25 protein-coding genes are annotated in these 24,146 nt (G+C 39.5%); 21 read left to right on the top strand and 4 right to left on the bottom strand.

What is annotated here, in order from left to right:
* The first annotated feature begins 1 nt into the window (after position 1).
* The 19 genes from ACMAZF_RS16330 to pgi all read left to right on the top strand — a co-directional run bounded on the left by ACMAZF_RS16330 (position 2) and on the right by pgi (position 16,978).
* Positions 2 to 760, top strand: coding sequence for a glycosyltransferase family 2 protein (locus ACMAZF_RS16330; RefSeq protein ID WP_435274805.1), 759 nt, complete (start codon positions 2 to 4; stop codon positions 758 to 760).
* 1 nt (position 761) lies between these two features.
* On the top strand, positions 762 to 1,928 hold the full coding sequence (locus ACMAZF_RS16325) for an acyltransferase family protein (protein ID WP_435274804.1): 1,167 nt from the start codon (positions 762 to 764) through the stop codon (positions 1,926 to 1,928).
* Between the two features lie 16 nt (positions 1,929 to 1,944).
* Positions 1,945 to 3,111, top strand: coding sequence for a nucleotide sugar dehydrogenase (locus tag ACMAZF_RS16320; protein ID WP_435274803.1), 1,167 nt, complete (start codon positions 1,945 to 1,947; stop codon positions 3,109 to 3,111).
* A 9-nt stretch (positions 3,112 to 3,120) separates the two neighbouring features.
* Positions 3,121 to 4,179: an NAD-dependent epimerase gene (locus tag ACMAZF_RS16315; RefSeq protein ID WP_435274802.1), complete on the top strand. Its 1,059-nt coding sequence runs from the start codon at positions 3,121 to 3,123 to the stop codon at positions 4,177 to 4,179.
* Between the two features lie 28 nt (positions 4,180 to 4,207).
* A complete protein-coding gene (gene galU / locus ACMAZF_RS16310; protein WP_435274801.1) occupies positions 4,208 to 5,116 on the top strand; it encodes a UTP--glucose-1-phosphate uridylyltransferase GalU in 909 nt (302 codons plus the stop codon).
* A gap of 162 nt (positions 5,117 to 5,278) precedes the next feature.
* The gene (locus ACMAZF_RS16305; RefSeq protein ID WP_435274800.1) at positions 5,279 to 5,785 is read left to right on the top strand and encodes a hypothetical protein; all 507 of its coding nucleotides are present in this window, start codon (positions 5,279 to 5,281) and stop codon (positions 5,783 to 5,785) included.
* Positions 5,772 to 6,077 carry a nucleotidyltransferase domain-containing protein gene (locus tag ACMAZF_RS16300; RefSeq protein WP_435274799.1) on the top strand — a complete coding sequence of 102 codons (306 nt, stop codon included), beginning with the start codon at positions 5,772 to 5,774 and terminating at the stop codon, positions 6,075 to 6,077. Before ACMAZF_RS16305 ends, ACMAZF_RS16300 begins: the two co-directional genes overlap by 14 nt.
* 244 nt (positions 6,078 to 6,321) lie before the next feature.
* Positions 6,322 to 6,654 carry a nucleotidyltransferase domain-containing protein gene (locus tag ACMAZF_RS16295; RefSeq protein WP_435274798.1) on the top strand — a complete coding sequence of 111 codons (333 nt, stop codon included), beginning with the start codon at positions 6,322 to 6,324 and terminating at the stop codon, positions 6,652 to 6,654.
* Positions 6,655 to 6,696: 42 nt separating this feature from the next.
* A protein-coding gene (locus tag ACMAZF_RS16290) for an IS3 family transposase (protein WP_435273982.1) occupies positions 6,697 to 7,874 on the top strand; the annotation gives its coding sequence in 2 pieces (ribosomal slippage) (positions 6,697 to 6,955 and positions 6,955 to 7,874; 1,179 coding nt in all).
* Positions 7,875 to 7,900: 26 nt separating this feature from the next.
* Complete coding sequence (gene hepT / locus ACMAZF_RS16285) at positions 7,901 to 8,284, top strand: type VII toxin-antitoxin system HepT family RNase toxin (RefSeq protein WP_435274797.1); 384 nt, start codon at positions 7,901 to 7,903, stop codon at positions 8,282 to 8,284.
* Between the two features lie 115 nt (positions 8,285 to 8,399).
* On the top strand, positions 8,400 to 9,857 hold the full coding sequence (locus ACMAZF_RS16280) for an MBL fold metallo-hydrolase RNA specificity domain-containing protein (RefSeq protein WP_435274796.1): 1,458 nt from the start codon (positions 8,400 to 8,402) through the stop codon (positions 9,855 to 9,857).
* A gap of 159 nt (positions 9,858 to 10,016) precedes the next feature.
* The gene (locus ACMAZF_RS16275) at positions 10,017 to 10,430 is read left to right on the top strand and encodes a nucleotidyltransferase substrate binding protein (protein ID WP_435274795.1); all 414 of its coding nucleotides are present in this window, start codon (positions 10,017 to 10,019) and stop codon (positions 10,428 to 10,430) included.
* Positions 10,423 to 10,752 carry a nucleotidyltransferase domain-containing protein gene (locus tag ACMAZF_RS16270; protein WP_435274794.1) on the top strand — a complete coding sequence of 110 codons (330 nt, stop codon included), beginning with the start codon at positions 10,423 to 10,425 and terminating at the stop codon, positions 10,750 to 10,752. Before ACMAZF_RS16275 ends, ACMAZF_RS16270 begins: the two co-directional genes overlap by 8 nt.
* A 423-nt stretch (positions 10,753 to 11,175) precedes the next feature.
* The gene (gene galE, locus ACMAZF_RS16265) at positions 11,176 to 12,189 is read left to right on the top strand and encodes a UDP-glucose 4-epimerase GalE (protein ID WP_435274793.1); all 1,014 of its coding nucleotides are present in this window, start codon (positions 11,176 to 11,178) and stop codon (positions 12,187 to 12,189) included.
* 302 nt (positions 12,190 to 12,491) lie between these two features.
* Positions 12,492 to 12,767, top strand: coding sequence for a hypothetical protein (locus tag ACMAZF_RS16260; RefSeq protein WP_435274792.1), 276 nt, complete (start codon positions 12,492 to 12,494; stop codon positions 12,765 to 12,767).
* Positions 12,768 to 13,285: 518 nt separating this feature from the next.
* Complete coding sequence (locus ACMAZF_RS16255; protein ID WP_435274041.1) at positions 13,286 to 14,170, top strand: IS1595 family transposase; 885 nt, start codon at positions 13,286 to 13,288, stop codon at positions 14,168 to 14,170.
* A 262-nt stretch (positions 14,171 to 14,432) separates the two neighbouring features.
* Entirely contained in the window at positions 14,433 to 14,843 is a 411-nt protein-coding gene (gene mntA / locus ACMAZF_RS16250) for a type VII toxin-antitoxin system MntA family adenylyltransferase antitoxin (RefSeq protein WP_435274791.1), read from the top strand.
* A complete protein-coding gene (gene hepT, locus ACMAZF_RS16245; protein ID WP_435274790.1) occupies positions 14,836 to 15,273 on the top strand; it encodes a type VII toxin-antitoxin system HepT family RNase toxin in 438 nt (145 codons plus the stop codon). The genes mntA and hepT (ACMAZF_RS16245) overlap by 8 nt, the downstream gene beginning before the upstream one ends.
* Positions 15,274 to 15,358: 85 nt before the next feature.
* Entirely contained in the window at positions 15,359 to 16,978 is a 1,620-nt protein-coding gene (pgi, locus tag ACMAZF_RS16240) for a glucose-6-phosphate isomerase (RefSeq protein WP_435274789.1), read from the top strand.
* On the opposite strand, the gene ACMAZF_RS16235 is transcribed toward pgi, so the two are convergent.
* The 4 genes from ACMAZF_RS16235 to ACMAZF_RS16220 all read right to left on the bottom strand — a co-directional run bounded on the left by ACMAZF_RS16235 (position 16,975) and on the right by ACMAZF_RS16220 (position 20,768).
* Positions 16,975 to 17,268 carry an antibiotic biosynthesis monooxygenase family protein gene (locus ACMAZF_RS16235; protein WP_435274788.1) on the bottom strand — a complete coding sequence of 98 codons (294 nt, stop codon included), beginning with the start codon at positions 17,266 to 17,268 and terminating at the stop codon, positions 16,975 to 16,977. The two genes, pgi and ACMAZF_RS16235, sit on opposite strands and share 4 nt — an antisense overlap.
* Positions 17,269 to 17,788: 520 nt before the next feature.
* Complete coding sequence (locus ACMAZF_RS16230) at positions 17,789 to 19,573, bottom strand: DUF885 domain-containing protein (RefSeq protein ID WP_435274787.1); 1,785 nt, start codon at positions 19,571 to 19,573, stop codon at positions 17,789 to 17,791.
* Between the two features lie 134 nt (positions 19,574 to 19,707).
* Positions 19,708 to 20,391 (bottom strand): LrgB family protein, encoded by a 684-nt coding sequence (locus ACMAZF_RS16225; RefSeq protein ID WP_435274786.1) that lies wholly within the window; start codon positions 20,389 to 20,391, stop codon positions 19,708 to 19,710.
* Positions 20,388 to 20,768, bottom strand: a complete 381-nt coding sequence (locus tag ACMAZF_RS16220; RefSeq protein ID WP_435274785.1) for a CidA/LrgA family protein — start codon at positions 20,766 to 20,768, stop codon at positions 20,388 to 20,390. Before ACMAZF_RS16220 ends, ACMAZF_RS16225 begins: the two co-directional genes overlap by 4 nt.
* A 236-nt stretch (positions 20,769 to 21,004) precedes the next feature.
* Here ACMAZF_RS16220 and tkt point away from each other — a divergent pair, with 236 nt between their 5' ends.
* Together tkt and epd are read left to right on the top strand one after the other, a co-directional pair.
* On the top strand, positions 21,005 to 22,999 hold the full coding sequence (gene tkt, locus ACMAZF_RS16215) for a transketolase (protein ID WP_435274784.1): 1,995 nt from the start codon (positions 21,005 to 21,007) through the stop codon (positions 22,997 to 22,999).
* 111 nt (positions 23,000 to 23,110) lie between these two features.
* Positions 23,111 to 24,139 carry an erythrose-4-phosphate dehydrogenase gene (gene epd / locus ACMAZF_RS16210; RefSeq protein WP_435274783.1) on the top strand — a complete coding sequence of 343 codons (1,029 nt, stop codon included), beginning with the start codon at positions 23,111 to 23,113 and terminating at the stop codon, positions 24,137 to 24,139.
* Positions 24,140 to 24,146: the final 7 nt, after the last annotated feature.

Raw genomic sequence — 24,146 nt, 5'->3', positions numbered from 1 at the left:
TATGAGTAAATTAATTTCCATAATAACAGCGAGTTACAACTCTTCTCAATATATCCAAGCTGTATATGATTCACTTTCTGCACAGTCATATGAAAACTGGGAGTGGTTGGTGACTGATGATTGTTCGACTGATGAAACAAGAAATATTTTGAATCGTATTTCGTTGGCTGATAAACGTGTTGTATTCTTTTGTAATAAAATTAATTCCGGTGCAGCGGTGTCACGAAATGTTTCTCTTTCAAAATCAAACGGAGAGTATATTGCTTTTATAGATAGTGACGATTTATGGGAGAAAAATAAGCTCGAGCTACAACTTAATTTTATGAAAGATAATAATTTTGACTTCAGTTTTACCTCGTTTAAAGTTGTTGACTCAAATGGTATTTCAAGTGGAAAAGTTATAGATAATTTTAAAAATGTTAAAAAAGTTAATTACAACGATATGTTAAAAAAGAAAGCAACTCTAGGTTGCTCTACCGTAATGCTGAAAAAGAGTAGCTTTGGAGATATCTCTATGCCACTTTTGCGCACCGGACAAGATTATGCACTGTGGTTAAAGTTGTTAAAATCTTGTAAGTGTGCTGTCTTATATCCAAAACCGCTGACGTCATATCGAATACTTCCTAATTCAATATCTAGAAATAAGTTTAAAAAAGCAATGAGACAGTGGGAAATTTATCGGAATGTGGAAGAGTTGAAATTATCTAAATCGATTGTTTGCTTTTTTCATTATGGTTATAGAGCTATATTTAGGCGTTGATATGAACTTAGAAACACAAGATATCATGAATATATTTTTTTGTATTACTACTTTGATTTTCATAGCTATATTTTCTAAATTTATATTTTTAAGGCTTAATATATCTAAATGGATTCCTTTGCCAAAGAGAAAATCAAACATTGATGGTTTAAGAGGTTATCTTGCTATCTTAGTGATTTTCCATCATTTTTCCTTAACTTATTATTGGTTAGTTTTAGGTGAGTGGAAAGCGCCAAGTGAGTTGTACTTTCAGAACTTCGGAAAGGTAGGCGTAGGCATATTTTTTATTATTACAGGTTATTTATTTATTGGTAAACTTATTCGGAATAAATTTGATATTAGTATTAAAGAATTAATGATATCTCGTTGCTTCCGTATTATGCCTTTGTATTTTTTTGCGTTTGTTTTTATTTTTTTAATTGTCATGTTGAATACCAATTTTCATTTTGTTGTTAGTGTTAAAGAATTCTTTATTAGTATTTTGAGGTGGTTTTTATTCCATGGCTCTAAGATAAATCAATTTGAAGACACTAGAAGAATAATTGCAGGTGTAGATTGGACGTTGAAGTACGAATGGTTTTTCTATTTTTCAGTACCAGTTATAGCGTTTTTTTTCAAAATTAACAAAGTAGTTAGTGTAAGTGTTGTAACGGCCTTTGTAGTTTATTTATTTATTTTCCCTATTAAATTGATGGCTTTCACTTCAATTTATTTTATTCTTTTTTTAATTGGGGGATGGATTTATTATTTTGAATTTTCAGTAAAAAATATAATATTAGACAATTTATTTTATAATATAATTGCAATTGGCTTATTGTTTTTCGCGATATTTATTTCCAATCCTTTTTCTATATTACAAATACTTTCTATTGCTTTGTTTTTTACTCTTGTTGTTCAAGGTGTTTCGATGTTTGGATTGTTAAAAACTGAATTTTCAATATTTTTAGGTGAAATAAGTTATGGTATTTATTTATTGCATGGCTTTATTTTGTTTGGTTTGTATCAGTTTTTATTAATATATTCAATGAACAACATTTCTCTTACGCATTATTTTTATTTTTTACCCCTAATATCATTTATTGTTATTTTGATAGCGTCATTAACATATATTTATATTGAGAAGCCAAGTATGGAATATGGTAAAGAATTACGCATGAAAATTAATTAAATAGGTTTAATAAAGTATGAAAATTGCAGTAGCGGGTACAGGTTATGTTGGGCTGTCGAACTCTATGTTGTTGGCACAACATAATGAAGTGATCGCCATTGATATAGTTGAAGAGAAAGTTGATCTTCTAAATCAAAAAAAATCGCCGATATCTGATGTTGAAATAGAAGATTTCTTATTGAATAAAAATCTTAATTTTAATGCAACATTAGATAAAAAAGTTGGTTATGAAAATGCTGATTTTGTAGTGATAGCAACTCCAACTGATTATGATGTAGAAACTAATTATTTTAATACATCATCAGTTGAGGCAGTAATTAAAGATGTTTTAGATATTAACCCTAATGCCACAATGGTAATTAAATCGACAGTTCCTGTTGGTTTTACAAAAAGCGTTAGAGAAAAATTTAATTGTCAGAATATCATTTTTTCACCTGAATTTTTGCGTGAAGGAAAAGCGCTCTTTGATAATTTACACCCTTCTAGAATAATTGTTGGTGAAAAAAGTAAGCGAGCTGAAGTGTTTGCTAACTTATTAGCACAAGGTGCTATTAAGCAAGATATTGATATTTTGTTTACTGATTCGATAGAGGCTGAAGCTGTTAAATTATTCTCAAATACTTACCTTGCTATGCGAGTTGCATACTTTAATGAGTTAGATAGTTACGCCGAAACTCATGGCTTAGATTCTAGACAGGTGATTGAGGGGGTGAGTCTAGATCCTCGAATTGGCCATCATTATAATAACCCGTCTTTTGGGTATGGAGGGTATTGTCTTCCTAAGGATACCAAACAGTTATTAGCGAATTATCAAGATGTTCCAAATAATATAATTCGCTCAATTGTTGATTCAAATAGTACTCGAAAAGATTTTATTGCCGACTCTATTATTAAGCGTAATCCTAAAGTAGTCGGTATTTACAGATTAATAATGAAAAGTGGATCTGATAATTTTAGATCGTCTTCCATTCAAGGGATTATGAAAAGGATCAAAGCCAAAGGAATTGAAGTGGTTATTTTTGAACCAGAATTGGCAGAATCTGAATTCTTTAATTCAAAGGTTTTTACTGATTTAAATGAATTTACTTCAGTTTCAGATGTGATTATTTCAAATAGAATGTGTAACGAACTGAATTTTGTTTCAGAAAAAGTGTATACCCGTGATTTATTTGGTTCAGATTAAGGTTTTAAAATGAAATTTTTAGTAACTGGTGCTGCTGGTTTTATTGGCTTTCATGTTTCAAAACGTTTATGTGAGGCAGGGCATGATGTTGTTGGAATAGATAACCTAAATGATTATTATGATGTTAATTTAAAATTAGCAAGATTGTCTGAATTGGAGCAATTTACAATTGAAAATCGTAATGAAAAACAAGGTTGTTTCAATTTTATCAAGTTAAATTTAATTGATAGAAAGAACGTCGCGAAGTTATTTGAGATTGAGAAATTTAATCGCGTTATTCACTTAGCTGCCCAAGCAGGCGTTAGGTATTCAATTGAGAATCCAATGGCATATGCAGATTCCAATTTGATTGGCCACTTAGCAATTCTCGAGGGGTGTCGAAATAATGATGTTGAACATTTAATCTATGCATCTTCTAGTTCTGTTTATGGATTGAATAATAAAACGCCATTTTCAACTTCAGATTCAGTAGACCATCCGGTTTCTCTGTATGCAGCAACTAAAAAATCGAATGAATTAATGTCCCACAGCTATTCTCACCTTTATAATGTCCCTACTACTGGACTGCGCTTTTTTACCGTTTATGGTTCATGGGGGCGCCCTGATATGGCACCTTATATTTTCACCAAGAAAATTTTAGATGGTGAAACCATTGATATTAACAATAACGGTGATATGTGGCGTGACTTTACTCATGTTGATGACATTGTTGAAGGTGTTGTTCGAATTGCTGATGTTATTCCCGAAAGAGATCATAATTGGAAAGTTGAAAGTGGTTCACCAGCTACGAGCTCTGCGCCTTATTCGATTTATAATATCGGCCATGGTTCGCCTATTAATTTAATGGGTTTCGTTCAAGCAATCGAAAGTGAATTAGGCATTGAAGCAAAGAAAAGCTTCAGGGGAATGCAACCTGGCGATGTTTATCAAACTTATGCTGAAGTTGAGGATTTATTCGACGCAATAGACTATAAATCACAGATGTCAGTAGCTGAAGGTGTTGCTGAATTTGTTCAATGGTATAAAACTTTTTATAAAAAAGAACTTAAAGTATTAAATATCCTATAATTATTTGCTTTTAGGATAAGGACTATCAATGAAACATTGTATTAAAAAAGCAGTAATCCCAGTAGCTGGCTTAGGTACTAGAATGCTGCCCGCTACCAAAGCTATTCCCAAAGAAATGCTACCGATAGTAGACAAGCCATTGATTCAATACATTGTCAATGAATGTGTTGCAGCGGGAATAAATGAAATCGTATTAGTTACACACTCGTCTAAAAATGCTATTGAAAACCATTTTGATAAATCATTTGAACTTGAAACAACGCTTGAAAAGCGAGTAAAACGCTCGTTGCTTGATGAAGTGCAGGCTATTTGCCCGAAGGGCGTGACCATTATGCATGTACGCCAAGGTGAAGCGAAAGGACTTGGTCATGCGGTGCTTAAAGCGCGGCCTATTGTTGGGGAGTCGCCGTTTGTAGTGGTGTTGCCGGATGTGATTTTAGATGAAGCCTCTGCGGATTTAAAATCTGAGAACTTGGCGGCGATGTTACAGCGTTTTGAAGAAAGCAGCGCAAGTCAAATCATGGTTGAGCCTGTGCCAATCGAGCAAGTGAGTAGCTATGGGGTAGCGGATTGCAAAGGGCATCAGTTAGCTCCTGGTGAGTCTAAAGCAATGACAGCCGTTGTTGAGAAGCCGCTGATTGATGAAGCGCCGTCTAATTTAGCGGTTGTTGGACGCTATGTGTTATCAAGTGCTATATGGGATTTGTTAGAGTTTACCCCGCCGGGTGCTGGTGATGAAATCCAACTAACGGATGCAATTGCGACGTTAATGAAGACTGAGACGGTGGAAGCATTTCATATGACGGGTAAGTCTCACGATTGTGGCAGTAAGCTTGGTTATATGAATGCGTTTGTAGAATATGGCTTGCGTGATAACAATTTAGGTAAAGACTTTATAGAATCAGTCACTGAGTTGTTAAACCAGTATCAGTCGTAATGTTATTGATGAAATGAGAATGGCGACTTAGGTCGCCATTTTTTTGGCTGCTAGATGAGCCGTAAATACGCTGGGGTGGTTTTCATCTGAAATATAAATATTTTAAACTCTGTGTATAATGGGTGAATAGTTATTACTCTGATATATGGTTAGGTGTCTGCTGTGAATTACGCGAATGAAAAGTATGTGGTTCTATACAAAAACAATTGGTCTGAGGCGATTCGAACGGCGAACCGTTTGAGCTCATCGTTGAGACGATTAACTAATGATTTCCCTTTAAGCGGCGCTTCCTTACTTTGTGCTGATGATGATTTACAAGATAAAATTGATGCTTTTAGGGTACGTTTTGCTGATTTGCAGGACTGCGTAGGTAATAAGTTGTTTCGTAATTTATTAAAGCTGGAAGATGAATCTCCCATTAGTATGGTTGATGTATTAAATATGATGGAGAAGCGTGGTGTTATCGAATCTCCAGAGCAGTGGCGTTTATTAAGAGAAGTTCGAAATGCGTTTGCACACGACTATCCTGAATCTGAAAATGAACGCGCTGCCGCCTTAAATGGAGCTTGGCAGCAATCGGCTAATTTATTGTCTATTTTAACTAGTTTACGCCAGTATTTGGCTGGAATTGGGATAGAGCTCGATGGTGATCTAAATGCGGATCACTGAACAAGAGCGCAGCTCAATTGTCGAAAAGGTTAAAGAGTATATCGCCGTTGATGCGCAAGTTTGGTTATTTGGATCGCGTTGTGATGATGCTAAGAAAGGGGGGGATATAGATCTTTACATTGAAAGTGACACGCTGGATGACCCCTTCATGGCGAGAGTTTATTTGAAGTTGGCGCTAGAAGATGTGCTGGGGTATCAAAAAATTGATTTGGTTTATCACGATCGCCAATTAACGCTTCAGCCAATTCATGACATTGCGAGATCTGAAGGGATTTTGCTTAATCATGAATAGTATGAACCATACCGTTTTTATGAAAGAAATAATGTAAGGAGCGGCCAGTATACTCTTTGGAGTGCGATTGTTGTTACGTTTGCATGCGCCTTATGGGATTCCGGCTCAACAGACTGCGCAATGACGGGGTGGTGAGACGAGGGAATGAGGGATGATCGATTTTCTTTACTAAAAATGGCGACTTAGGTCGCCATTTTTCGTTTTTGGGGGGTGTAAATCTAATGATGAATATATGCTACTCTCCATGTTAAGTGAATTATTCGGAATGTATAACGTGGATTTTCCTTCTATTAAATTAAGTATTATTGAAATGGCTAATGAGGATATCAATATTGATATCTTATGGTTATATGGCTCACAGGCCAGCGGAAAGACGCATTTACAAAGCGACATCGATTTAGCTATTAGTTTTAAGAATTGGGAAGACGATGTATTAGAACGACGGTTACGCCTTGAATTATTGGCTTTAGATTGGACAAAAAGGTTGGGGCTGCCTGAAGGTAAATTAAGTCTTGTAGATATAACTCAAGCGCCAATAGGTTTGGGGTGTAGTGGTACAGTGAATTTGGTCACTTAAATAGAGGTGTTATCATACGCCTCATCAACTTTAGGTGAATCAATGAATACTAGAACAAGACCAACTTATTCAGCAGAATTTAAACTCGAAACAGCTCAACTTGTTGTTGATGAAGGATACTCTGTCAGAGAAGCTTCCGAAGCCGTCGGAGTGAGTAAATCAGCCATTGATAAATGGGCACGACAATTAAAGAAAGAGCGAAACGGTATAGCAGACCAACCGACTGCATTAACACCTGAACAGATAAAAATTAAAGAACTCGAAAAACGCATAAAACGGATTGAATTAGAAAAAGAAATACTAAAAAAGGCTACAGCTCTCTTGATGTCAGACTCCCTAGACAATTTGAAATAGTCCAGGCGTTACAAGAGAGCTATGATGTAAAAACAGTCTGTGAAGTCTTTGATATTCATCGTAGTAGCTATGGTTACTGGCGTAAAAATTCAAAAAACGCCAGTCATAAGCACTTAAAAGCAGAATTAATGGTTCGCGCTATTTTCTCGGAAAGTGGTGAATCAGCAGGAGCCAGAAGCGTAGCTCAGATAGCAACGACTAGAGATATGCCATTAAGCCGCTACCGAGCAAACCGCATTATGAAAAAGCTTGGCCTAGTGAGTTGTCAGATACCTAAGCATGCTTATAAGCGAGGTGGAAATGAGCACGCAGCGATACCGAATCACTTAGACAGACAATTTGTTGTTAGCGAACCCAATCAAGTTTGGTGTGGAGATGTGACTTTTATATGGGCAGGTAATCGTTGGTGTTATTTAGCCGTTGTGATTGATTTGTTCGCCAGAAAACCTATTGGTTGGGCGATGTCTTACTCACCCGATACAGCGCTAACTAGCCAAGCATTAACAATGGCTTTTGAGTCACGAGGGAGACCAAAAGGCGTGATGTTTCATTCAGATCAAGGCTGTCATTATACGAGTAAGAAATATCGTCAATTACTTTGGCGATATCAAATCAAGCAAAGCATGAGCAGACGAGGAAACTGTTGGGATAACGCACCGATGGAAAGATTCTTTAGGAGTTTTAAAACAGAATGGATGCCCACTGTAGGTTATCAATCTTTAGTGCAAGCCAAGGCGGCAGTAGTGAATTATATTACAGGATATTATAGTAACGTCAGGCCTCATCAATATAATGGCGGTTTAACTCCAAATGAATCGGAACAGAGATACTGGAAAACTTACAAAACCGTGACCAAAATTAGTTGACCACTACGATTTCGATGCGGCAACACTTGCTAGTCATAAGCAGTGAATTAGACGCATTGTCTGATATCGATTCGCAGCGCCCTTTAAATCAATTTGAGTACAGAGCCGCTGAGCGTACATTGCAAATTTTAATTGAGGCCTGTATTGGTATTGCTAAGCAATGGAGCTACGCGTTGAGTAATAACGCACCGTCAGATGCTTATAGTGCATTTGAACGTTTTTCGATGCTCGGCGTAGACATATCTTCGGTTGAATGGCGACGTATTATTGGTATGCGAAATGCGCTTGTTGACGATTATTTAAATATAGATCCCTTGATTATTCGTACTGTGATTAAGCGAAAAGATTTTAAGCCGTTACTTGATTTTACTAATCTGGGACTTGATGCGTTGGATGACCTGGTGCAGTAATACGTCGTCATCTGTTTTAATCGAGGATCTGGTAAAAGGTGCTGTAATGATGGTAATTTCGGGCATGAACAACTGTGCAGCGGGGTAGAAACAACTTTAAACAAAGGTGTGTTTTATGGCGGTAACACAGATACGACATCATGGTGCGGCTAATGGGGTGACGGGCTCTTGTCATGAGCTTGTTGTAGGCTTTTCCAATGAGACTAATCATTATTTGATTGATTGTGGGCTTTTTCAAGGAGCAGAGACGGCGCATCGCGATCCTGAAGATATGTTGGCGATTGATTTTCCGGTTGAACCCCTGCAAGCCTTGCTCGTTACGCACTGTCATATTGACCACGTTGGTCGCATACCTTATTTATTAGCCGCTGGTTTTAAGGGGCCGATTTATTGCTCTGTTGCTACTGCTCAGTTATTGCCTGAAGTCATTGAAGATGCACTTAAAGTTGCTGGGTTAAAAGGCAAGCAAATTTCAACGGCTATTATGCGCCGTTTACGCCAACAAATTGTGGCGGTTGAATATAATCAATGGCTAGATTTACCTATGGTGTCATCGCGCAAGAGCAAGCAACACATTAGGGCGCGTTTTCAAGTGGCTGGCCACATTTTGGGCTCGGCATTTATTGAGTTTGACGTCAAAGAGGCCAATGAGAATGAGCGGATTATTTTCTCTGGCGATTTGGGTGCTTGTTATACCCCGCTATTACCCGCGCCTAAGCCGCCTTATCGTTGTGACCAATTGGTTATCGAGAGTACCTACGGTGATAAAAACCATCAAGGGCGTAAAAAGCGCCGTAAGGTATTGGGTGGGCTATTAAGGCGTTGCATTGACGATCGCGGCATTGTGTTGATCCCCGCTTTCAGCATTGGCCGCACTCAAGAGTTGTTATATGAAATTGAAGAAATACTCCATCGCCTTAATAACAAAGAAAAATTAAGCGCAGCGGAGAAAATTCTTAATCAGGTTGATGTTATCGTGGACTCGCCGCTGGCGGCTAAGTTTACGGATGATTATCGTAGCCTTAAACAATGCTGGGACAAAGAAGCGCATCAAAAGTTAAAGCAGGGGCGACATCCTTTGAGTTTTGAACAGCTGACCACAATTGACAGTCACCAACAGCATCTTGATGTGATGAATTACCTGCAACGCAATCAAGGTAAAGTACCAGCGATTATTATTGCCGCTAGTGGCATGTGCAGCGGTGGTCGCATCGTTAACTATATTAAGCGTTTTATCCAATTGCCAACCACCGATATTTTATTTGTTGGTTATCAAGCCCGCGGCACGTTAGGCCGATTGATACAGCAATATGGCCCTGCCCATGGTTATGTTCATGTTGATGGTCAAAAGCTTACTATTAATGCCGATGTGCATACGATTTCAGGGTATTCAGCACACGCCGATCAGCATGATTTAATTCGTTTTATTAAGAGAATGCAGGTAAGGCCTAAGCGCGTTGTGATTGTTCATGGCGATAACGACGCGAAAGAGGCGCTTAAAGGGAAGATTTTGGAATTTTTACCCGAATGCGATGTTGTGGTTGGGCAACAATACGAACACTCTTCTCTGTGAAATGACCGTCATCCTTGAGGTTTGGTGACTAGACCCCAATGGGTAGATGTGAGAAAAATAGTTTTCATTATTACGCCTATAATACCAAGCGGTTATTCCCTCGGCATTTTAAGTAATTTCTGATAATATTTTAATTATCTTATTTACTTAGGTTTTGTGATGAAAAGTGATATCCGTTGGCAACAGCGATTACAGAATTACTCTAGGGCACTTGCGCAGTTAACTGAAGCAGTTGAGCTACTTAAAGCTCGTGAGTTATCTAATATCGAAAAACAAGGCTTCGTAAAAGCGTTTGAATTTACCCATGAATTGTCTTGGAATGTAATGAAAGATTTTGCCATTTATCAAGGTGAGGTTCGGATTATTGGTTCTAGAGACGCAACTAGACATGCATTTAAAAATGATTTGATCACTAACGGTGAAGCTTGGATGGATATGATCATCGCACGAAATAAAGCAGTCCATAGTTATGATGAAAAAACGGTGATGGATGTCATTGATAGTGTAGTTACTGTTTATTATCCTCTATTTGTTGCTTATCAAGAAATGATGCAGGGATTGATAAATGAATGATGAGCCATTAAACGGCGGCTTGTCCGTAAATGTCATTAAAAGCTTAAAAGCTGTCTTTAAAAAGTTTCCAGCTATTGAACGCGTGAATTTATTTGGTTCTAGGGCTAAAGGTAATTACCGCAACGGATCGGATATCGACTTAGCAATATTCTCTAACTCGCTAGCATTTGATGAGTTGATAGCAATTGAGGGGGTAATTGATGACTTAATGCTTCCTTATACAGTGGATTTAGTAGAAGTAAAAAGCATTGTTAGCGAGGAGTTATTAGATCATATTAATAGGGTCGGCATAATCGTTTATAGTCAAGACGAGGTTAGTTAAACGTTATTCCTTGATTCTGTTTGTTGCACTTGTGAGGCTCGTCACTCCTCCGCTTCATATCCCCTAGGTTTTATCGAGTAGTTTATGCAACATGATACTTAGTACATTGGTTGATAAATGGCTGTATGAAATCCCGCATAAAAAGGCCAGCGGGATGACGGCGAAACAATTGTTGTGATTGCAGTGCTTGCCTCATGAGGTTCCAGCTTGGAATGACGAGTGAGGCGATGCATAACTCGATATGGTTTACTTTTGCGTCTGACAAATTTTTGAACTGCGCCGGCTGAATTATTTTGTGCGAAATATGGCTTCGATGTACTTGGTGAATTTAATGGTCGTGTTAGAATGTTTATGCCGATGAAAACAGTTGGTCAATTATTTACACAGCGGCCTTTATTAGTAAAAATTTTGTAAGGAAAGAGCATGACCGTATTTGTTACAGGTGGCGCGGGTTATATTGGTAGCCACACTATTGTTGAATTATTAAATGAAGGGCAACAGGTTGTTGTGCTGGATAATTTAAGTAATTCAAGTGAAGAAGCTCTGCGCCGTGTTAAGCAGATTACGGGTAAAACGGTGACTTTTTATCAAGGTGATGTGCTTGATAGCGCGCTACTCGATTCTATTTTTGAACAACATGATATTGAGTCGGTTATTCACTTTGCTGGCTTGAAAGCGGTGGGTGAGTCGGTGTCGCAGCCGCTTAAATATTATCAAAACAATGTCACTGGCACTTTAGTGCTTTGTGAAGCGATGGCAAAAGCGAATATTAAAAATATTGTGTTTAGTTCGTCGGCCACGGTTTATGGCGATCCTGCCTCACTCCCCATTACTGAAGACTTTCCAACCGGGGCGACTAATCCTTATGGACAATCAAAGTTAATGGTTGAGCATGTGTTAAGTGATTTAGCGGCGTCGGATGCGAGTTGGAATATTGCTGTGCTGCGTTATTTTAACCCGGTAGGTGCTCATGAGAGCGGTTTGATTGGTGAAGATCCTAACGATATTCCTAATAATTTAATGCCATTTATTACGCAAGTGGCCGTGGGTAAACGTGATGCGCTTAGTGTGTTTGGCAGTGATTATGATACGCACGATGGCACGGGCGTTCGCGACTACATTCATGTGGTTGATTTAGCACAGGGGCATTTAAAAGCGTTAACTAAACTTAACACTAATCCAGGTTTGGTGACTTATAACTTAGGTACAGGCCAAGGTTATAGCGTACTTGATATGGTGAAAGCTTTTGAAAAGGCCAGTGGTCAAACGATTAGTTATAACCTTGTTGCAAGACGCCCCGCTGATATAGCCGCGTGTTATGCAAACCCTCACAAGGCCGCGACTGAACTAGGTTGGCAAGCCACCCACAATGTGGACGATATGGCCGCGAGCAGCTGGCATTGGCAATCAAGTAATCCTGATGGTTATGCTTGCTAATACCAAGTTGACAAAGTTATTGCCCACTTTTGCTGGTTAAAATAAAATGAATGTTGCGTTGCTTTCAATCCCAATAGCCAGCTATTGCTCAATCAGCGCCTTGCCTTCATTTTTTTTCCTTTGCAAAACAAGATCACAAACTTAATAAAATTGGTATAAGTGTTTGAAGTAATATGAATTTAGGCCGCCATTTTTTGTTTTAAGCGACAACAATCCTGACTAATCCTGAAACAGGAGGGGGTTGTAGTGGTGCTGTTTATGGTGCTATTGTTAGTGCTATCTATAGTGCGGTAGGGGGTGGTATGACAATGTTAACAGCTAATGAGCTAAAACGAGGTGGTGTGTCTGGTATTGAGCGTGCAATGCTTGATAGTGATAATCACCAAGTTATGATCGATGTGCGTGGTAAGACAAAGTATGTTGTATTGGATATTGAGCAATATAATTTATTTAGAGAATATGAATTAGATAAGGCAATTTCAGAAGCTCAGGCTTGTTTAGCAGCAGGTGAGGTGACACCAATAACCGATTTCGATAACTTAGCGGTTCAATTGAGAGCTGATATTGACAATGCTTGAGATTCTTCGGCCTAATTCATATATTAAGCGCGAGCGAAAATTCTTTAAGAAACATCCTGAGTTAATCGAACAATATGTGAAGTCGTTGAAATTATTATCATTAAATCCTTCACATCCCTCGTTACGCCTGCATGAGATTAAATCAAAGAACTGCCACTCAATCTCGATCAATATGCAATATAGAGTGTTGTTAACACTTCGCTTAATGGCTGAAGGTCAGGTGTTGTTGATTGATGTTGGCGATCACGATATATACCGACAAAGTTAAATGATAGCTACAGGTGGGGCTGGTTACATTGGTAATACTACCCTGTTAGTTATAGTTGTTAAGTGTTTGAAGTAATATGATTAATGGTGGCTTAGACTGCCATTTTTGTTTTAAGCACTTATACCAATTGCATTAAATATTTGCCCACTTGTACTTGTTATACCAATTGCATTAAATATCATGCCTATGCAGAAAACTCAGGATTGAACTATACTGTGTATATAAACACACTGTATAGGTAGACATAATCATGAACATGCCAGAAGCAAGCTTTTTAGCTTGGCAAAAACAGTTTAGTACTGAAGATGATTGCTTAGAATATTTACAAGAAATGAAATGGAAAAATGGCTTTATTTGCCCGCGTTGCGGCAATGCTCATAACTATAAAATTGCCAGTCGCCACTTATACGAATGCACGCAATGTAAAAAGCAAACATCAGTCACGGCAGGGACACTTTTTCATGGGAGTAAAATCACCTTAATCCAGTGGTTTTGGGCTATCTATTTTCTTGGCTCTGATAAGGGAAGTATATCCGCACTGAGACTAAGCAAATTAATAGAAGTCAATTGGCGAACAGCGAGACTAATTTTAAAAAAACTTAGAATTGCTATGGGTCACAGAGATAGTTTATATCAATTGAGTGGAACAATAGAGCTAGATGATGCACTTGTTGGAGGTAGACAAAAAGGGAAACGAGGTCGTGGTGCAGCAGGAAAAAAGAATGTATTAATCGCCTGTGAAAGTAAAGAGAAAAAGGCAGGATTTATTGCCATGGAAGTAGTTGATAGTATTTGCCATTTTAGCGTTGATAAGTTTGTTAAGAAGTACTTAAAACCAGGTCAGAAAGTTCGTTCTGATGCATTGGCTGCTCTGAATATAATTGACCAAGCACAGGACCATGAAGCGAGGGTAACACCAAGCCATTTGGTTGATGAATGGCTACCATGGGTACATATCGCCATTGGCAATTTAAAAACATTTTTGTTGGGTACATTTCATGGTGTATCGGGAAAATACCTACAAGAATATCTAGATGAGTTCTGTTATCGGTTCAACCGTCGATTTATTGAAAAACAAATCCCTAACCGACTGTTAAATTTGGCGATAGTTCATGTACCTGTAAAATCGTCCTGAGCCAAGTGCATAGGCATGTTAAATATTTGCCCACTTGTACTTGTTATACCAATTGCATTAAATATTTGCCCACTTGTACTTGTTAAAATTAACTAAAATGGCGTTGCTCTCAATCCTAATAGCCAGCTATTAGTCAATCGAGCGCCTTGTTTTAGCTGATTTTCTCTACGCACAACAAGATCACTTACTTAATGCAATTGGTATTAACTTTTTTTCAAATGACATGGTAGAATTTGAATTCGTTCTTTAAAAGGTCTTTTAAATGAAGGGTTCAAGAGTTCAACAAGATAGCATCGTTGAAAAAATTAAAACTCTAGCGACTAACTGCGATGATATTCAAGTGTTATGGCTATACGGGTCTCGTGCTAATGGAAAATGTAGTGAGCATAGTGACTATGATTTAGCGGTTGCTTTTAAAAGCTTTGATATATCCGTTACTGAACGTTTTCTACGGCCAAATGAACTTGCGATAGATTGGGCTTTGGAATTAGGTCTTGCTTCTAATATGTTAAGTATTGTTGATATCAACCAGGCACCAGTTTATCTCGCCTTTAATATTGTAGAGTACGGTGTGCCGATTTATAGTGATGGCAGCGCAAGAGAAATTAAAGAACAAACCAGAATATTCAGCCAATATGAATATCAAATGATAGAGACGACTCGAAATGAATGAACAGGGATTAGCGCTCTATTTAGCGGAGGCTAGAAAACATAGCGCGCGTTATTTGCAAGAATTAAATGAGTTAAGAGATGACTTAGAAAATAATAACTTTAAGCGTCGTGACTATCGTGCTTTGGAGCGCTTGCTACAGGTTTTTACTGAGTTATGTATTAGTTTATCAAAACATTGGGTCAAATCATTGCAAAGCCAAAGTGCCAGTGATGCCTACCAGTCGTTTATGGCACTGAGAGAGAATGGTGAAATATCAAACGACGAATTAGTGCGTTGGCGTAAAATTATTGGCATGAGAAATGGCTTAGTGCATGATTATCTGAATATTGATTTAGTGATTATTGAAGATGTATTGCGCCAAGGTCATTATCTTGAACTAGATAAATTTAGTTGTAAAGCTATGGCATTTTTAGAATCAAAGTTTCTTTAGCTGCCTAGGACAAACATGCCACATTTTATATTGACGCTGCTTCACAGCCGTCACTTTCACCACACAACCTATCTGGTCGTTTTCAATGATTAACGTTTTACAGCAATTAGCTAGTGAGCATCATCGCTTTTCTATTAAAGATTCTTTTTCAATGCAGCCTAATCGGGTTGCCGATTATTCGCTGGTGGCCGCTGGCTTATTTTTAGATTATTCACAGCAAAATATTAGCCCGCAAGTCATGAAATCATTAAACGATTGGGCGCGTCAGTGTGACCTAACAGGCAAGATGCAAGCGATGTTTGGTGGTGAGAAGATTAACAATACTGAAGGGCGAGCGGTGCTGCATTCGGTATTGCGAGCGCCTAGTGACGTTCAGCAAGCGGTATTAGGTGGTGAGTTAGCTAGGCAAGTTGGCGATACTCAGCAGCGAATGGCTGAGTTGGTTGGGCAACTGCATAATGGTGACTTAGTAGGATTTGACGGGCGGGCATTTACTGACGTTATCGCGGTGGGCATTGGCGGTTCTTATTACGGACCTAAGGTGTGCGCGCAGGCGTTAAAACCTTATACCAACAGCCAATTGAAAGTGCATTATTTGGCCAATGTTGATGGCGAGGGCGTTGAGGAAAAACTTGATGCGTTAAACCCTGCGACAACGTTAATGGTTGTTATTTCAAAAACCTTTGTCACGCAAGAAACGCTGCTTAATGCTAATGCGGTTAAATCTTGGTTAGTTGAAGGGGGCTGTGACGAGCAGAATCTGTCAAAGCATTTGATGGCGGTCAGCAGTCATGTTGAAAACGCGATTAAATTTGGCGTTAATAGCGACCGAATTTTACCGATGTGGGATTGGGTAGGTGGGCGTTTTTCTTTGTGGTCGGCGGTTGGTTTTCCGTTAGCTTGCGCTATTGGCATTGATAACTATAACGAGCTTAAAGCGGGCGCTTATGAGATGGACCACCATTTTATGAATGCGTTGCTTGAACAAAATATGCCGGTGATTATGGGACTGTTAGGCATTTGGAATCGTAGCTTTATGAATTATCCAAGTTTGGCGGTATTGCCTTATTCTCATGCATTACGTGATTTTCCGGGCTATTTGCAGCAAGTCGATATGGAGAGTAATGGTAAAAGCGTTGGGCTTAACGGTGAGACGATTACATTAGCGACCGCACCAATTGTTTTTGGTCAAGAGGGCACTAATTCTCAACACGCGTTTATGCAAATGATGCATCAAGGGCAAGACAAGATTCCCTGTGAATTTATTGTGCCGCTTACCACTCATTCAACACTTAAAGAGCATCATAAGGTGTTGGTTGCTAATTGCTTTGCGCAAAGTGAAGCACTAATGAATGGCAAATCGTTAGCTCAAGTAAAAACTGAGCTGGCTGCTAAAGGCCTTAGCGAACAAGAGATTGAACAACTTGCGCCTCATAAAGTGATGCCGGGTAATTCTCCTAGCTTAACCATTACAATGGATAAAATAACCCCCAAAGTCGTTGGTAGCTTGTTAGCCCTTTATGAGCATAAAATTTTTGTGCAAGGGGCGATGTGGGGACTCAATTCGTTTGATCAGTGGGGGGTTGAGCTTGGCAAAGAGCTTAGCAGCGCTATATTAACCGCAATGGATGGAGAGGATGACACTAAATTGTCGCCTGCAACGTCTTCGCAATTAGCGCGTTTTATGCAGGCTAACCAAGGTTAAGATAAAGACTGCACTTGCAATACCTTAACTTTCTCTTCTTGTTGCAGTAGTTGGTTAAGGTTGTAGTTGCTGGTGCGGCGCAGATCAGAGGCATACCAGCGATTCCAGCACGCCAAGTTGTCCCATGTTGTGATAATGGTGCGGATGTGTGGTTGGTTTATATCGACGTAAGAACTTCCTGAAATAAAGCCGTTAGCCCCCATTACGCCTTTTAAAGCGCGTTTAACTTCGCTCTCATAGGTTGATTCCATGTCTTGGGCTATTTGACGTTCGATGATGACTTTTATCACTGCGGCGCACTCTATTAAATTAACAATGATTTATTTTTGCGCGTTTTTGTGATTTAGGCAAATAAAAACGAGAGATTGTATTTTTAATACTGGTCAGTTAAGAATACTGTCTTTCATTTTGACGGTTGGATCAGTTTTGACATGCATTCGAATGCGATTGAATATTTGAAGTTTATCGTTTGCATGCCAGTTATACCAATTGCATTAAATATTTGCCCATTTGTACTTGTTAAAATTAACTAAAATGGCGTTGCTCTCAATCCTAATAGCCCGCTATTAGTCAATCGAGCGCCTTGTTTTAGCTGATTTTCTCTACGCACAACAAGATCACTTACTTAATGCAATAGGTATTACCAATTGCATTAAATATTTGCCCATTTGTACTTGTTAAAATTAACTAAAATGGCGTTGCTCTCAATCCTAATAGCCAGCTATTAGTCAATCGAGCGCCTTGTTTTAGCTGATTTTCTCTACGCACAACAAGATCACTTACTTAATGCAATTGGTATTAATAATCTTGTTATTTTTCTAGCATCAACTGACGTACAAACTTAACTGGTGCGCTGCCGTAACTTAAAAACTGATCGTGGAAGGCTTTTACATTATAGTCTTTGCCTTTCATTGCTTTGTATTCATCGCGGAAATCATAGATGTCGCGGTAGCCTGAGTAATAGCTGGTTAGCTGTACTTGAGATACAGTTGCGCGATGCCATTTTCCTTCGGCTTCAGCCTGTTGTTGGAAAGCGCCGTCCATCATTAAGGCTAGGCCTTGTTCTTTGCTAATTCCCTTATTATGAATCTCGTAATCAAGAATGGTGTTGGTGATTACACGTAGGTTCCACTTGTAATACATTAGCCACAGTTCTGGTTCGAAATCACCGTAGCCTTCTTCTAGCATCATACGCTCAGAATAAACAGCCCAGCCTTCAATCATTGCACCATTGCCGAATAAGCTTTTCACCAAACTTGGCGATAGGTTTGAATAGACTAATTGCGTGTAATGGCCTGGTACTGCTTCGTGAATATTTAATACTTGTAACACCCAGTGATTGTATTCACGTAGGTAACTCTCAGCTTGATCACTTGTCATGTTATCGAGTGGGGTTACGTTATAATAAGTGTTCGCTTTTTTGTCATACGGACCGGGGGCGCTGATAGACGCGCCAGCAAAACCACGCATGTACTCGGGTGTTTCACGTACAACTAGCGGCTTATCTTTGTCTAATGTGATCAAGTTGTTTTTGATAACAAAGGCTTCTAGCGCAGGAATTTGATTGCGAATTTCTTCGACAAAGTTTTCACGTTTAACATGCTTTACAGACAGCTTTTCGATCATTTGGCTGATCATGGCTTGTTTGTCACTAGGCTTAGCTGTGTTGGGGAAGTATTTACTCCATAACTTGTCACTAATTTTAGCCATTTCAGAAAGTACGACTTGTTTGTCGTTCAATGCTTTTTGATACAGTTCGTTGGCACTTAAATCTGACTGAATATCTAACGCGAATTTTTGTTCATATAAATCGCTACCAATGCGGAAACTACGGGCGCCGTTTTTGTCGAGATCTTGTTTAAGATTTTCTAACCAATCAATATGGCCCATTACGGCTTGGCGCGCTTCTAACACACGTGATTCAAAGAGTGACTTATCATCGTTGCTCATCGATGAGCGCTGTGCTTTTTCGATTAAATCGTCAGAGAAAATACCCAACGCGCCCTTGTTTTGCATAATTGCTAGTTTGGTGTGCTCTAATGTCGGGTTGTCGATATTGGCACGTGCTGCGGCGTAATATTGAGGAACTAGTTTGAGGCGCTTTAGTACTGAGTTTAAACGTTCATCTAGCGGTGCATACTTTCCATTAATAATCTGCGCGAAACCGCCGGCAACGTTATATTGCGTTGGCTGCCATTGCCATGACTTAAAGGTGGTGATGTTCCATTCCATCGAGTCTAAGGTATTTTTAATCAAGGCCATATCAATACACGTACTTGGTGATAACTCATCGATATTAATTGCGCTGAGCATGGCGCGTTGTGTTTTGACGAAATCAAGCGTCTGCTGACGAGAAAAATTATCAGGAACAACTAACTTATCTGCATATTTTTGATAGCCACTGTAAAGAGCCCATGTCGGCGATAGTTGCCATAGTGATTCAATAAACTGCGCTGAAAACTGCTGGGCTTGTTGCTCTGCTGAAACGACATTTTGTTCGACGACAAGATTGCTAGATGGTGCTTGTTGGCAACCTGATAATGTTGCTGTGCCAATGGCGATTGCCAAGGCGCTAGTGAGAATATTTTTATTCATTGTTTTTTCTCTTATAAAAAGTTGTCAAAAGTGTAACTAGCTAACCTAAATACTACAAGAAGGCATCGCTAGATATACCCAAACTACCTGAAGATGCTCGAAACATGCATCTTCAAGTGGCTTGGGTATAAATGTTAAAGGATGTTAATTAACCAACTAAAAAACGGCGCTAGTAAGGCGGTAAATATGCCGCAAAGCACCAAAGCGACTGAGCTAAATGCGCCTTGTTGTTCGCCTTGGTTAATCGCTGCGGCTGTACCTATTGCGTGAGCGCCTGTACCCATTGCCAATCCTTGTGCTTGTGCATTATCGATTTTGAAAAGCTTAAACAAACTCGATGAAATAACTGTGCCAATAATGCCTACGACAATAACAATTCCTGCAACTAACGGCGCTATACCGCCTGTTTGTTCTGTGATTTCCATAGCGATAGGGGAGGTAACTGATTTAGGTAAAATTGAAAGCACCAGTGCTTTGTCATGGGTGAATAATAGTGCAATTGATACCCCACTAGAAATGGCAAGTAATGAGCCGAAAAAACAGCAAATGACCACGGGCCATAATTGAGACTTTATGTGTTGTATTTGATTAAACAATGGTACGGCAAGAGCTACAACGGCGGGCTCTAATAACCAAATTAACCAATGAGTTGCCTGTTGATAGCTAGAAAATTGTAACGGAGAGCCGGCAAATAAGGCAATAAGCAGCACGATGCTCCACAGTAGAGGATTAAAAAGAGGATGTTTAAACGGCTCAAGTAGCTTTTTTAACCCAAGGAATAAGACGATAGTTAGTAGGCTGTAACTTATTAAATTCATCGATCTAACCTTTGATAACCCAAGCCGACACTAACCATAACCAATACAGTGCTTACAACGCAGCTTACGATAATAGCTAGCCAATGAAGTGACAGTATTTCAATGTAATTAATCAGTGCGACAGCGGCGGGAACAAAGAATAATGTCATATATTTTAGTAAGAAATGGCTACTCGGCTGAAGCCATTCCACTGGTATTAACCGTAATGACAACGCAGTAAATAGGGCAATTAATCCAACGACACTTGCAGGAATAATATCGCCACTGTAATGGCTAACAAGTTTTCCAATGCCTAAAAAGGTAAGAATTAGAAACGCACTGCGACAAAAATTAAGTGAAACCTTAATCGCATTTGATGTAGTGGTGTGCTTGGACATAATGATCAATAGTGAAATTTTTGTGCCTCAATATTATCGAGTCCAGCAATGCTAAGCCAGCCTATTTTAGTCGAGTACCATCAATATTTTTGTTGGACAACTGAACGCTTAATCAGGTCATAAAAAAAACACCGCAACATCCCATATATCCGTGCTTTTGGCATTGTAAATAATGATGTTTTCATACACAATGTGCGCCAATAAAATATTTTGAAATTTAGTAGTCAGGAGTCAATATGCCGTCACGTAAAGAATTAGCGAATGCTATTCGAGCTTTAAGTATGGATGCTGTTCAGCAAGCCAATTCTGGTCACCCAGGTGCACCAATGGGAATGGCTGACATTGCCGAAGTACTATGGCGTGATTTTTTAAAGCACAACCCTGCAAATCCAAACTGGGCTGATCGTGATCGTTTCGTATTGTCAAATGGCCATGGCTCTATGTTGCTATATTCTCTACTACACCTTGCCGGCTATGACTTACCAATTGAAGAGTTAAAGAATTTCCGTCAAATGGACTCTAAAACGCCGGGTCATCCAGAATATGGTTATGCACCAGGCGTTGAAACAACCACTGGCCCACTAGGTCAAGGTATCACTAACGCTGTAGGTATGGCGATTGCTGAAAAAACGCTAGCGGCGCAATTTAACCGTGAAGGTCACGATGTTGTTGACCACAACACCTACGCATTCTTAGGTGATGGCTGTTTAATGGAAGGTATTTCTCACGAAGCCTGTTCACTAGCGGGTACTTTGGGGCTAGGTAAACTAGTTGCATTTTGGGATGACAACGGCATTTCAATCGATGGTGACGTTGAAGGTTGGTTTACAGACGATACAGTTAAACGCTTTGAAGCTTACGGTTGGCATGTAATCGCTGATGTTGATGGTCATGACAGTGAGCAAATTAGCGCAGCAATTAAAGCGGCTCAGGCAGACACTAAGCGTCCAACACTTATCTGTTGTAAGACAACTATCGGTTACGGTTCACCAAACAAAGGTGGCAGCCACGATTGTCACGGTGCTCCATTAGGCACCGATGAAATCGCAGCAGCACGTGAATTCTTAAACTGGGAACACGCACCGTTTGAAATTCCTAGTGATGTAGCAAGTGAGTGGAATAACCGCGAACAAGGTACTGCTCAAGAAGCGTCTTGGAATGACAAATTCGCCGCATATCAAGCAGCGCACCCTGAGCTAGCAAAAGAATTACAACGCCGTCTATCAGGTGAATTACCAGATAACTGGGACGAGACTATTGATGCTTACATTAACGATTTACAAGCTAACCAAGGCAACATTGCCTCTCGTAAAGCGTCACAAAACACGTTAAACAAGTTTGGTCCATTGTTACCAGAAATGATTGGCGGTAGTGCGGATTTAGCCCCATCAAACTTAACGATGTGGTCTGACTCTAAAGCAATCACTGCTGATGATGCTAGCGGCAACTACTTACACTATGGTGTTCGTGAGTTCGGTATGTCAGCAATCATGAACGGTTTAGTGTTGCACGGTGGTTTTAAAGCTTACGGCGCGACTTTCTTAATGTTCATGGAATATGCACGTAACGCATTGCGTATGGCAGCGTTAATGCAGCAACCTGCTATTTTTGTTTACACCCATGATTCAATCGGTCTAGGTGAAGATGGTCCAACTCACCAACCGGTAGAGCAAATGGCGTCATTGCGCTTAACGCCTAACATGTCTACATGGCGTCCATGTGATGAAGTTGAGTCGGCGATTGCATGGCGTCATGCGGTAGAGCGCACTGATGGCCCAACGTCATTAATCTTCTCTCGTCAAAACCTACCAGGACAAACGCGTGATGCACAGCAACTAGAAAATGCTGCACGCGGTGGTTACACCTTGATTGATAGCGATGGCCAGCCACAGTTGATCTTGATTGCGACAGGTTCAGAAGTTGGCTTAGCCGTTGAAGCGGCTGGCGTATTAAAAGAGCAAGGCGTCAATGTACGTGTTGTTTCAATGCCTGCGACAGATGTATTTGACGCACAAGATGCAGCATACAAAGAGTCAGTATTACCAAGTAGCGTGTCTGCTCGTGTTGCTGTTGAAGCAGGTATTGCTGATTACTGGTACAAGTATGTAGGCCTAAACGGTAAGATTGTCGGTATGACGACATTCGGTGAGTCAGCACCAGCTGGTGAGCTGTTTAAGCATTTCGGCTTCACCGTCGATAATGTTGTAAATGTGTCGAAATCAATTTTATAGATTGATAAATGAAGGCCGCTGAAAAGCGGCCTTTCTTTTATGGGTTCTTTTTTTTGTCACTTCTGTCAAGAATCTATAAAAGAAAGATAAAATTGTTTGTTTAGGAATGTAATGGCTAAATTAAAAATTGCTATTAATGGTTATGGGCGTATTGGCCGCAGTGTGTTACGTGCTTTTTATGAACGTAATTACTCTGAAAAGATCGAAATTGTTGCCATTAATGAATTGGCAGATCCTGACGCGATGGTACATCTAACAAAATATGACAGTACCCATGGTCGATTTATTCTGCCTGTATCACTTGAGAAAACACATCAACAAAGTGAAATGTGTATTAGTGATGATCGCATTCCACTGTTTCATGAAAGCAATCCTCGCGACTTACCTTGGCAAGCGTTAGATGTTGATATAGTTTTAGAGTGTAGTGGCGTATTTAGTTCACGTGATGATGCTAAATTACACTTAAATGCTGGGGCTAAAAAGGTGCTTTTTAGCCAACCTGCGGCTAATGATGTTGATAAAACGGTTATTTTTGGGATTAACGAACACCTGCTAACTCATGATGATGTCATTGTCTCTAATGGTTCTTGCACAACTAATTGTGTCGTGCCTGTGATTGATGCGTTAGATAAACATTTCACGCTTAAGGGCGGCACCATTACAACGATTCATTCATCGATGAACGATCAACAAGTGATTGATGCTTATCATAGTGATTTACGCCGTACTCGCGCTGCTAGTCAATCGATCATTCCGGTAGATACTAAGTTGGCGGTTGGCGTTGAGCGTATTTTGCCGAATTTAAAAGGCAAAATGGAAGCTATTTCAGTGCGCGTGCCGACAATAAACGTAACGGCAATGGATTTGAGTGTGACGGTTGATAAACGCGTCGATATTCAAAGTGTCAATGAGATGCTAAAGGGTGAAGCCAACAATGGTCTTGGCCAGGTGCTCGATTATACCGAAGTGCCACTCGTATCGTGTGATTTTAACCATGATCCTCATTCAAGCATTGTTGATGGCACTCAAACACGAGTGAGCGATGGTCATCTCGTTAAATTATTATTGTGGTGTGACAATGAATGGGGCTTCGCTAATCGCATGTTAGATACTAGCCTAGCAATGGGCGTTAAAGATTAAATGTTAA

This window comes from Psychrobium sp. nBUS_13 (genome assembly GCF_051201665.1).
In the GTDB taxonomy this organism is placed as follows: domain Bacteria; phylum Pseudomonadota; class Gammaproteobacteria; order Enterobacterales; family Psychrobiaceae; genus Psychrobium.
This window is presented reverse-complemented; position numbering and strand designations above follow the sequence as displayed.

Bases quoted from the DNA above. Each gene is read 5' to 3' on its own strand.
- ACMAZF_RS16330 (WP_435274805.1), top strand. From the start codon at position 2: ATGAGTAAATTAATTTCCATAATAACAGCGAGTTACAACTCTTCTCAA.
- ACMAZF_RS16325 (WP_435274804.1), top strand. From the start codon at position 762: ATGAACTTAGAAACACAAGATATCATGAATATATTTTTTTGTATTACT.
- ACMAZF_RS16320 (WP_435274803.1), top strand. From the start codon at position 1,945: ATGAAAATTGCAGTAGCGGGTACAGGTTATGTTGGGCTGTCGAACTCT.
- ACMAZF_RS16315 (WP_435274802.1), top strand. From the start codon at position 3,121: ATGAAATTTTTAGTAACTGGTGCTGCTGGTTTTATTGGCTTTCATGTT.
- galU (WP_435274801.1), top strand. From the start codon at position 4,208: ATGAAACATTGTATTAAAAAAGCAGTAATCCCAGTAGCTGGCTTAGGT.
- ACMAZF_RS16300 (WP_435274799.1), top strand. From the start codon at position 5,772: ATGCGGATCACTGAACAAGAGCGCAGCTCAATTGTCGAAAAGGTTAAA.
- ACMAZF_RS16295 (WP_435274798.1), top strand. From the start codon at position 6,322: ATGTTAAGTGAATTATTCGGAATGTATAACGTGGATTTTCCTTCTATT.
- ACMAZF_RS16280 (WP_435274796.1), top strand. From the start codon at position 8,400: ATGGCGGTAACACAGATACGACATCATGGTGCGGCTAATGGGGTGACG.
- ACMAZF_RS16275 (WP_435274795.1), top strand. From the start codon at position 10,017: ATGAAAAGTGATATCCGTTGGCAACAGCGATTACAGAATTACTCTAGG.
- ACMAZF_RS16270 (WP_435274794.1), top strand. From the start codon at position 10,423: ATGAATGATGAGCCATTAAACGGCGGCTTGTCCGTAAATGTCATTAAA.
- galE (WP_435274793.1), top strand. From the start codon at position 11,176: ATGACCGTATTTGTTACAGGTGGCGCGGGTTATATTGGTAGCCACACT.
- ACMAZF_RS16260 (WP_435274792.1), top strand. From the start codon at position 12,492: ATGACAATGTTAACAGCTAATGAGCTAAAACGAGGTGGTGTGTCTGGT.
- ACMAZF_RS16255 (WP_435274041.1), top strand. From the start codon at position 13,286: ATGAACATGCCAGAAGCAAGCTTTTTAGCTTGGCAAAAACAGTTTAGT.
- mntA (WP_435274791.1), top strand. From the start codon at position 14,433: ATGAAGGGTTCAAGAGTTCAACAAGATAGCATCGTTGAAAAAATTAAA.
- hepT (WP_435274790.1), top strand. From the start codon at position 14,836: ATGAATGAACAGGGATTAGCGCTCTATTTAGCGGAGGCTAGAAAACAT.
- pgi (WP_435274789.1), top strand. From the start codon at position 15,359: ATGATTAACGTTTTACAGCAATTAGCTAGTGAGCATCATCGCTTTTCT.
- ACMAZF_RS16230 (WP_435274787.1), bottom strand. From the start codon at position 19,573: ATGAATAAAAATATTCTCACTAGCGCCTTGGCAATCGCCATTGGCACA.
- ACMAZF_RS16225 (WP_435274786.1), bottom strand. From the start codon at position 20,391: ATGAATTTAATAAGTTACAGCCTACTAACTATCGTCTTATTCCTTGGG.
- ACMAZF_RS16220 (WP_435274785.1), bottom strand. From the start codon at position 20,768: ATGTCCAAGCACACCACTACATCAAATGCGATTAAGGTTTCACTTAAT.
- tkt (WP_435274784.1), top strand. From the start codon at position 21,005: ATGCCGTCACGTAAAGAATTAGCGAATGCTATTCGAGCTTTAAGTATG.
- epd (WP_435274783.1), top strand. From the start codon at position 23,111: ATGGCTAAATTAAAAATTGCTATTAATGGTTATGGGCGTATTGGCCGC.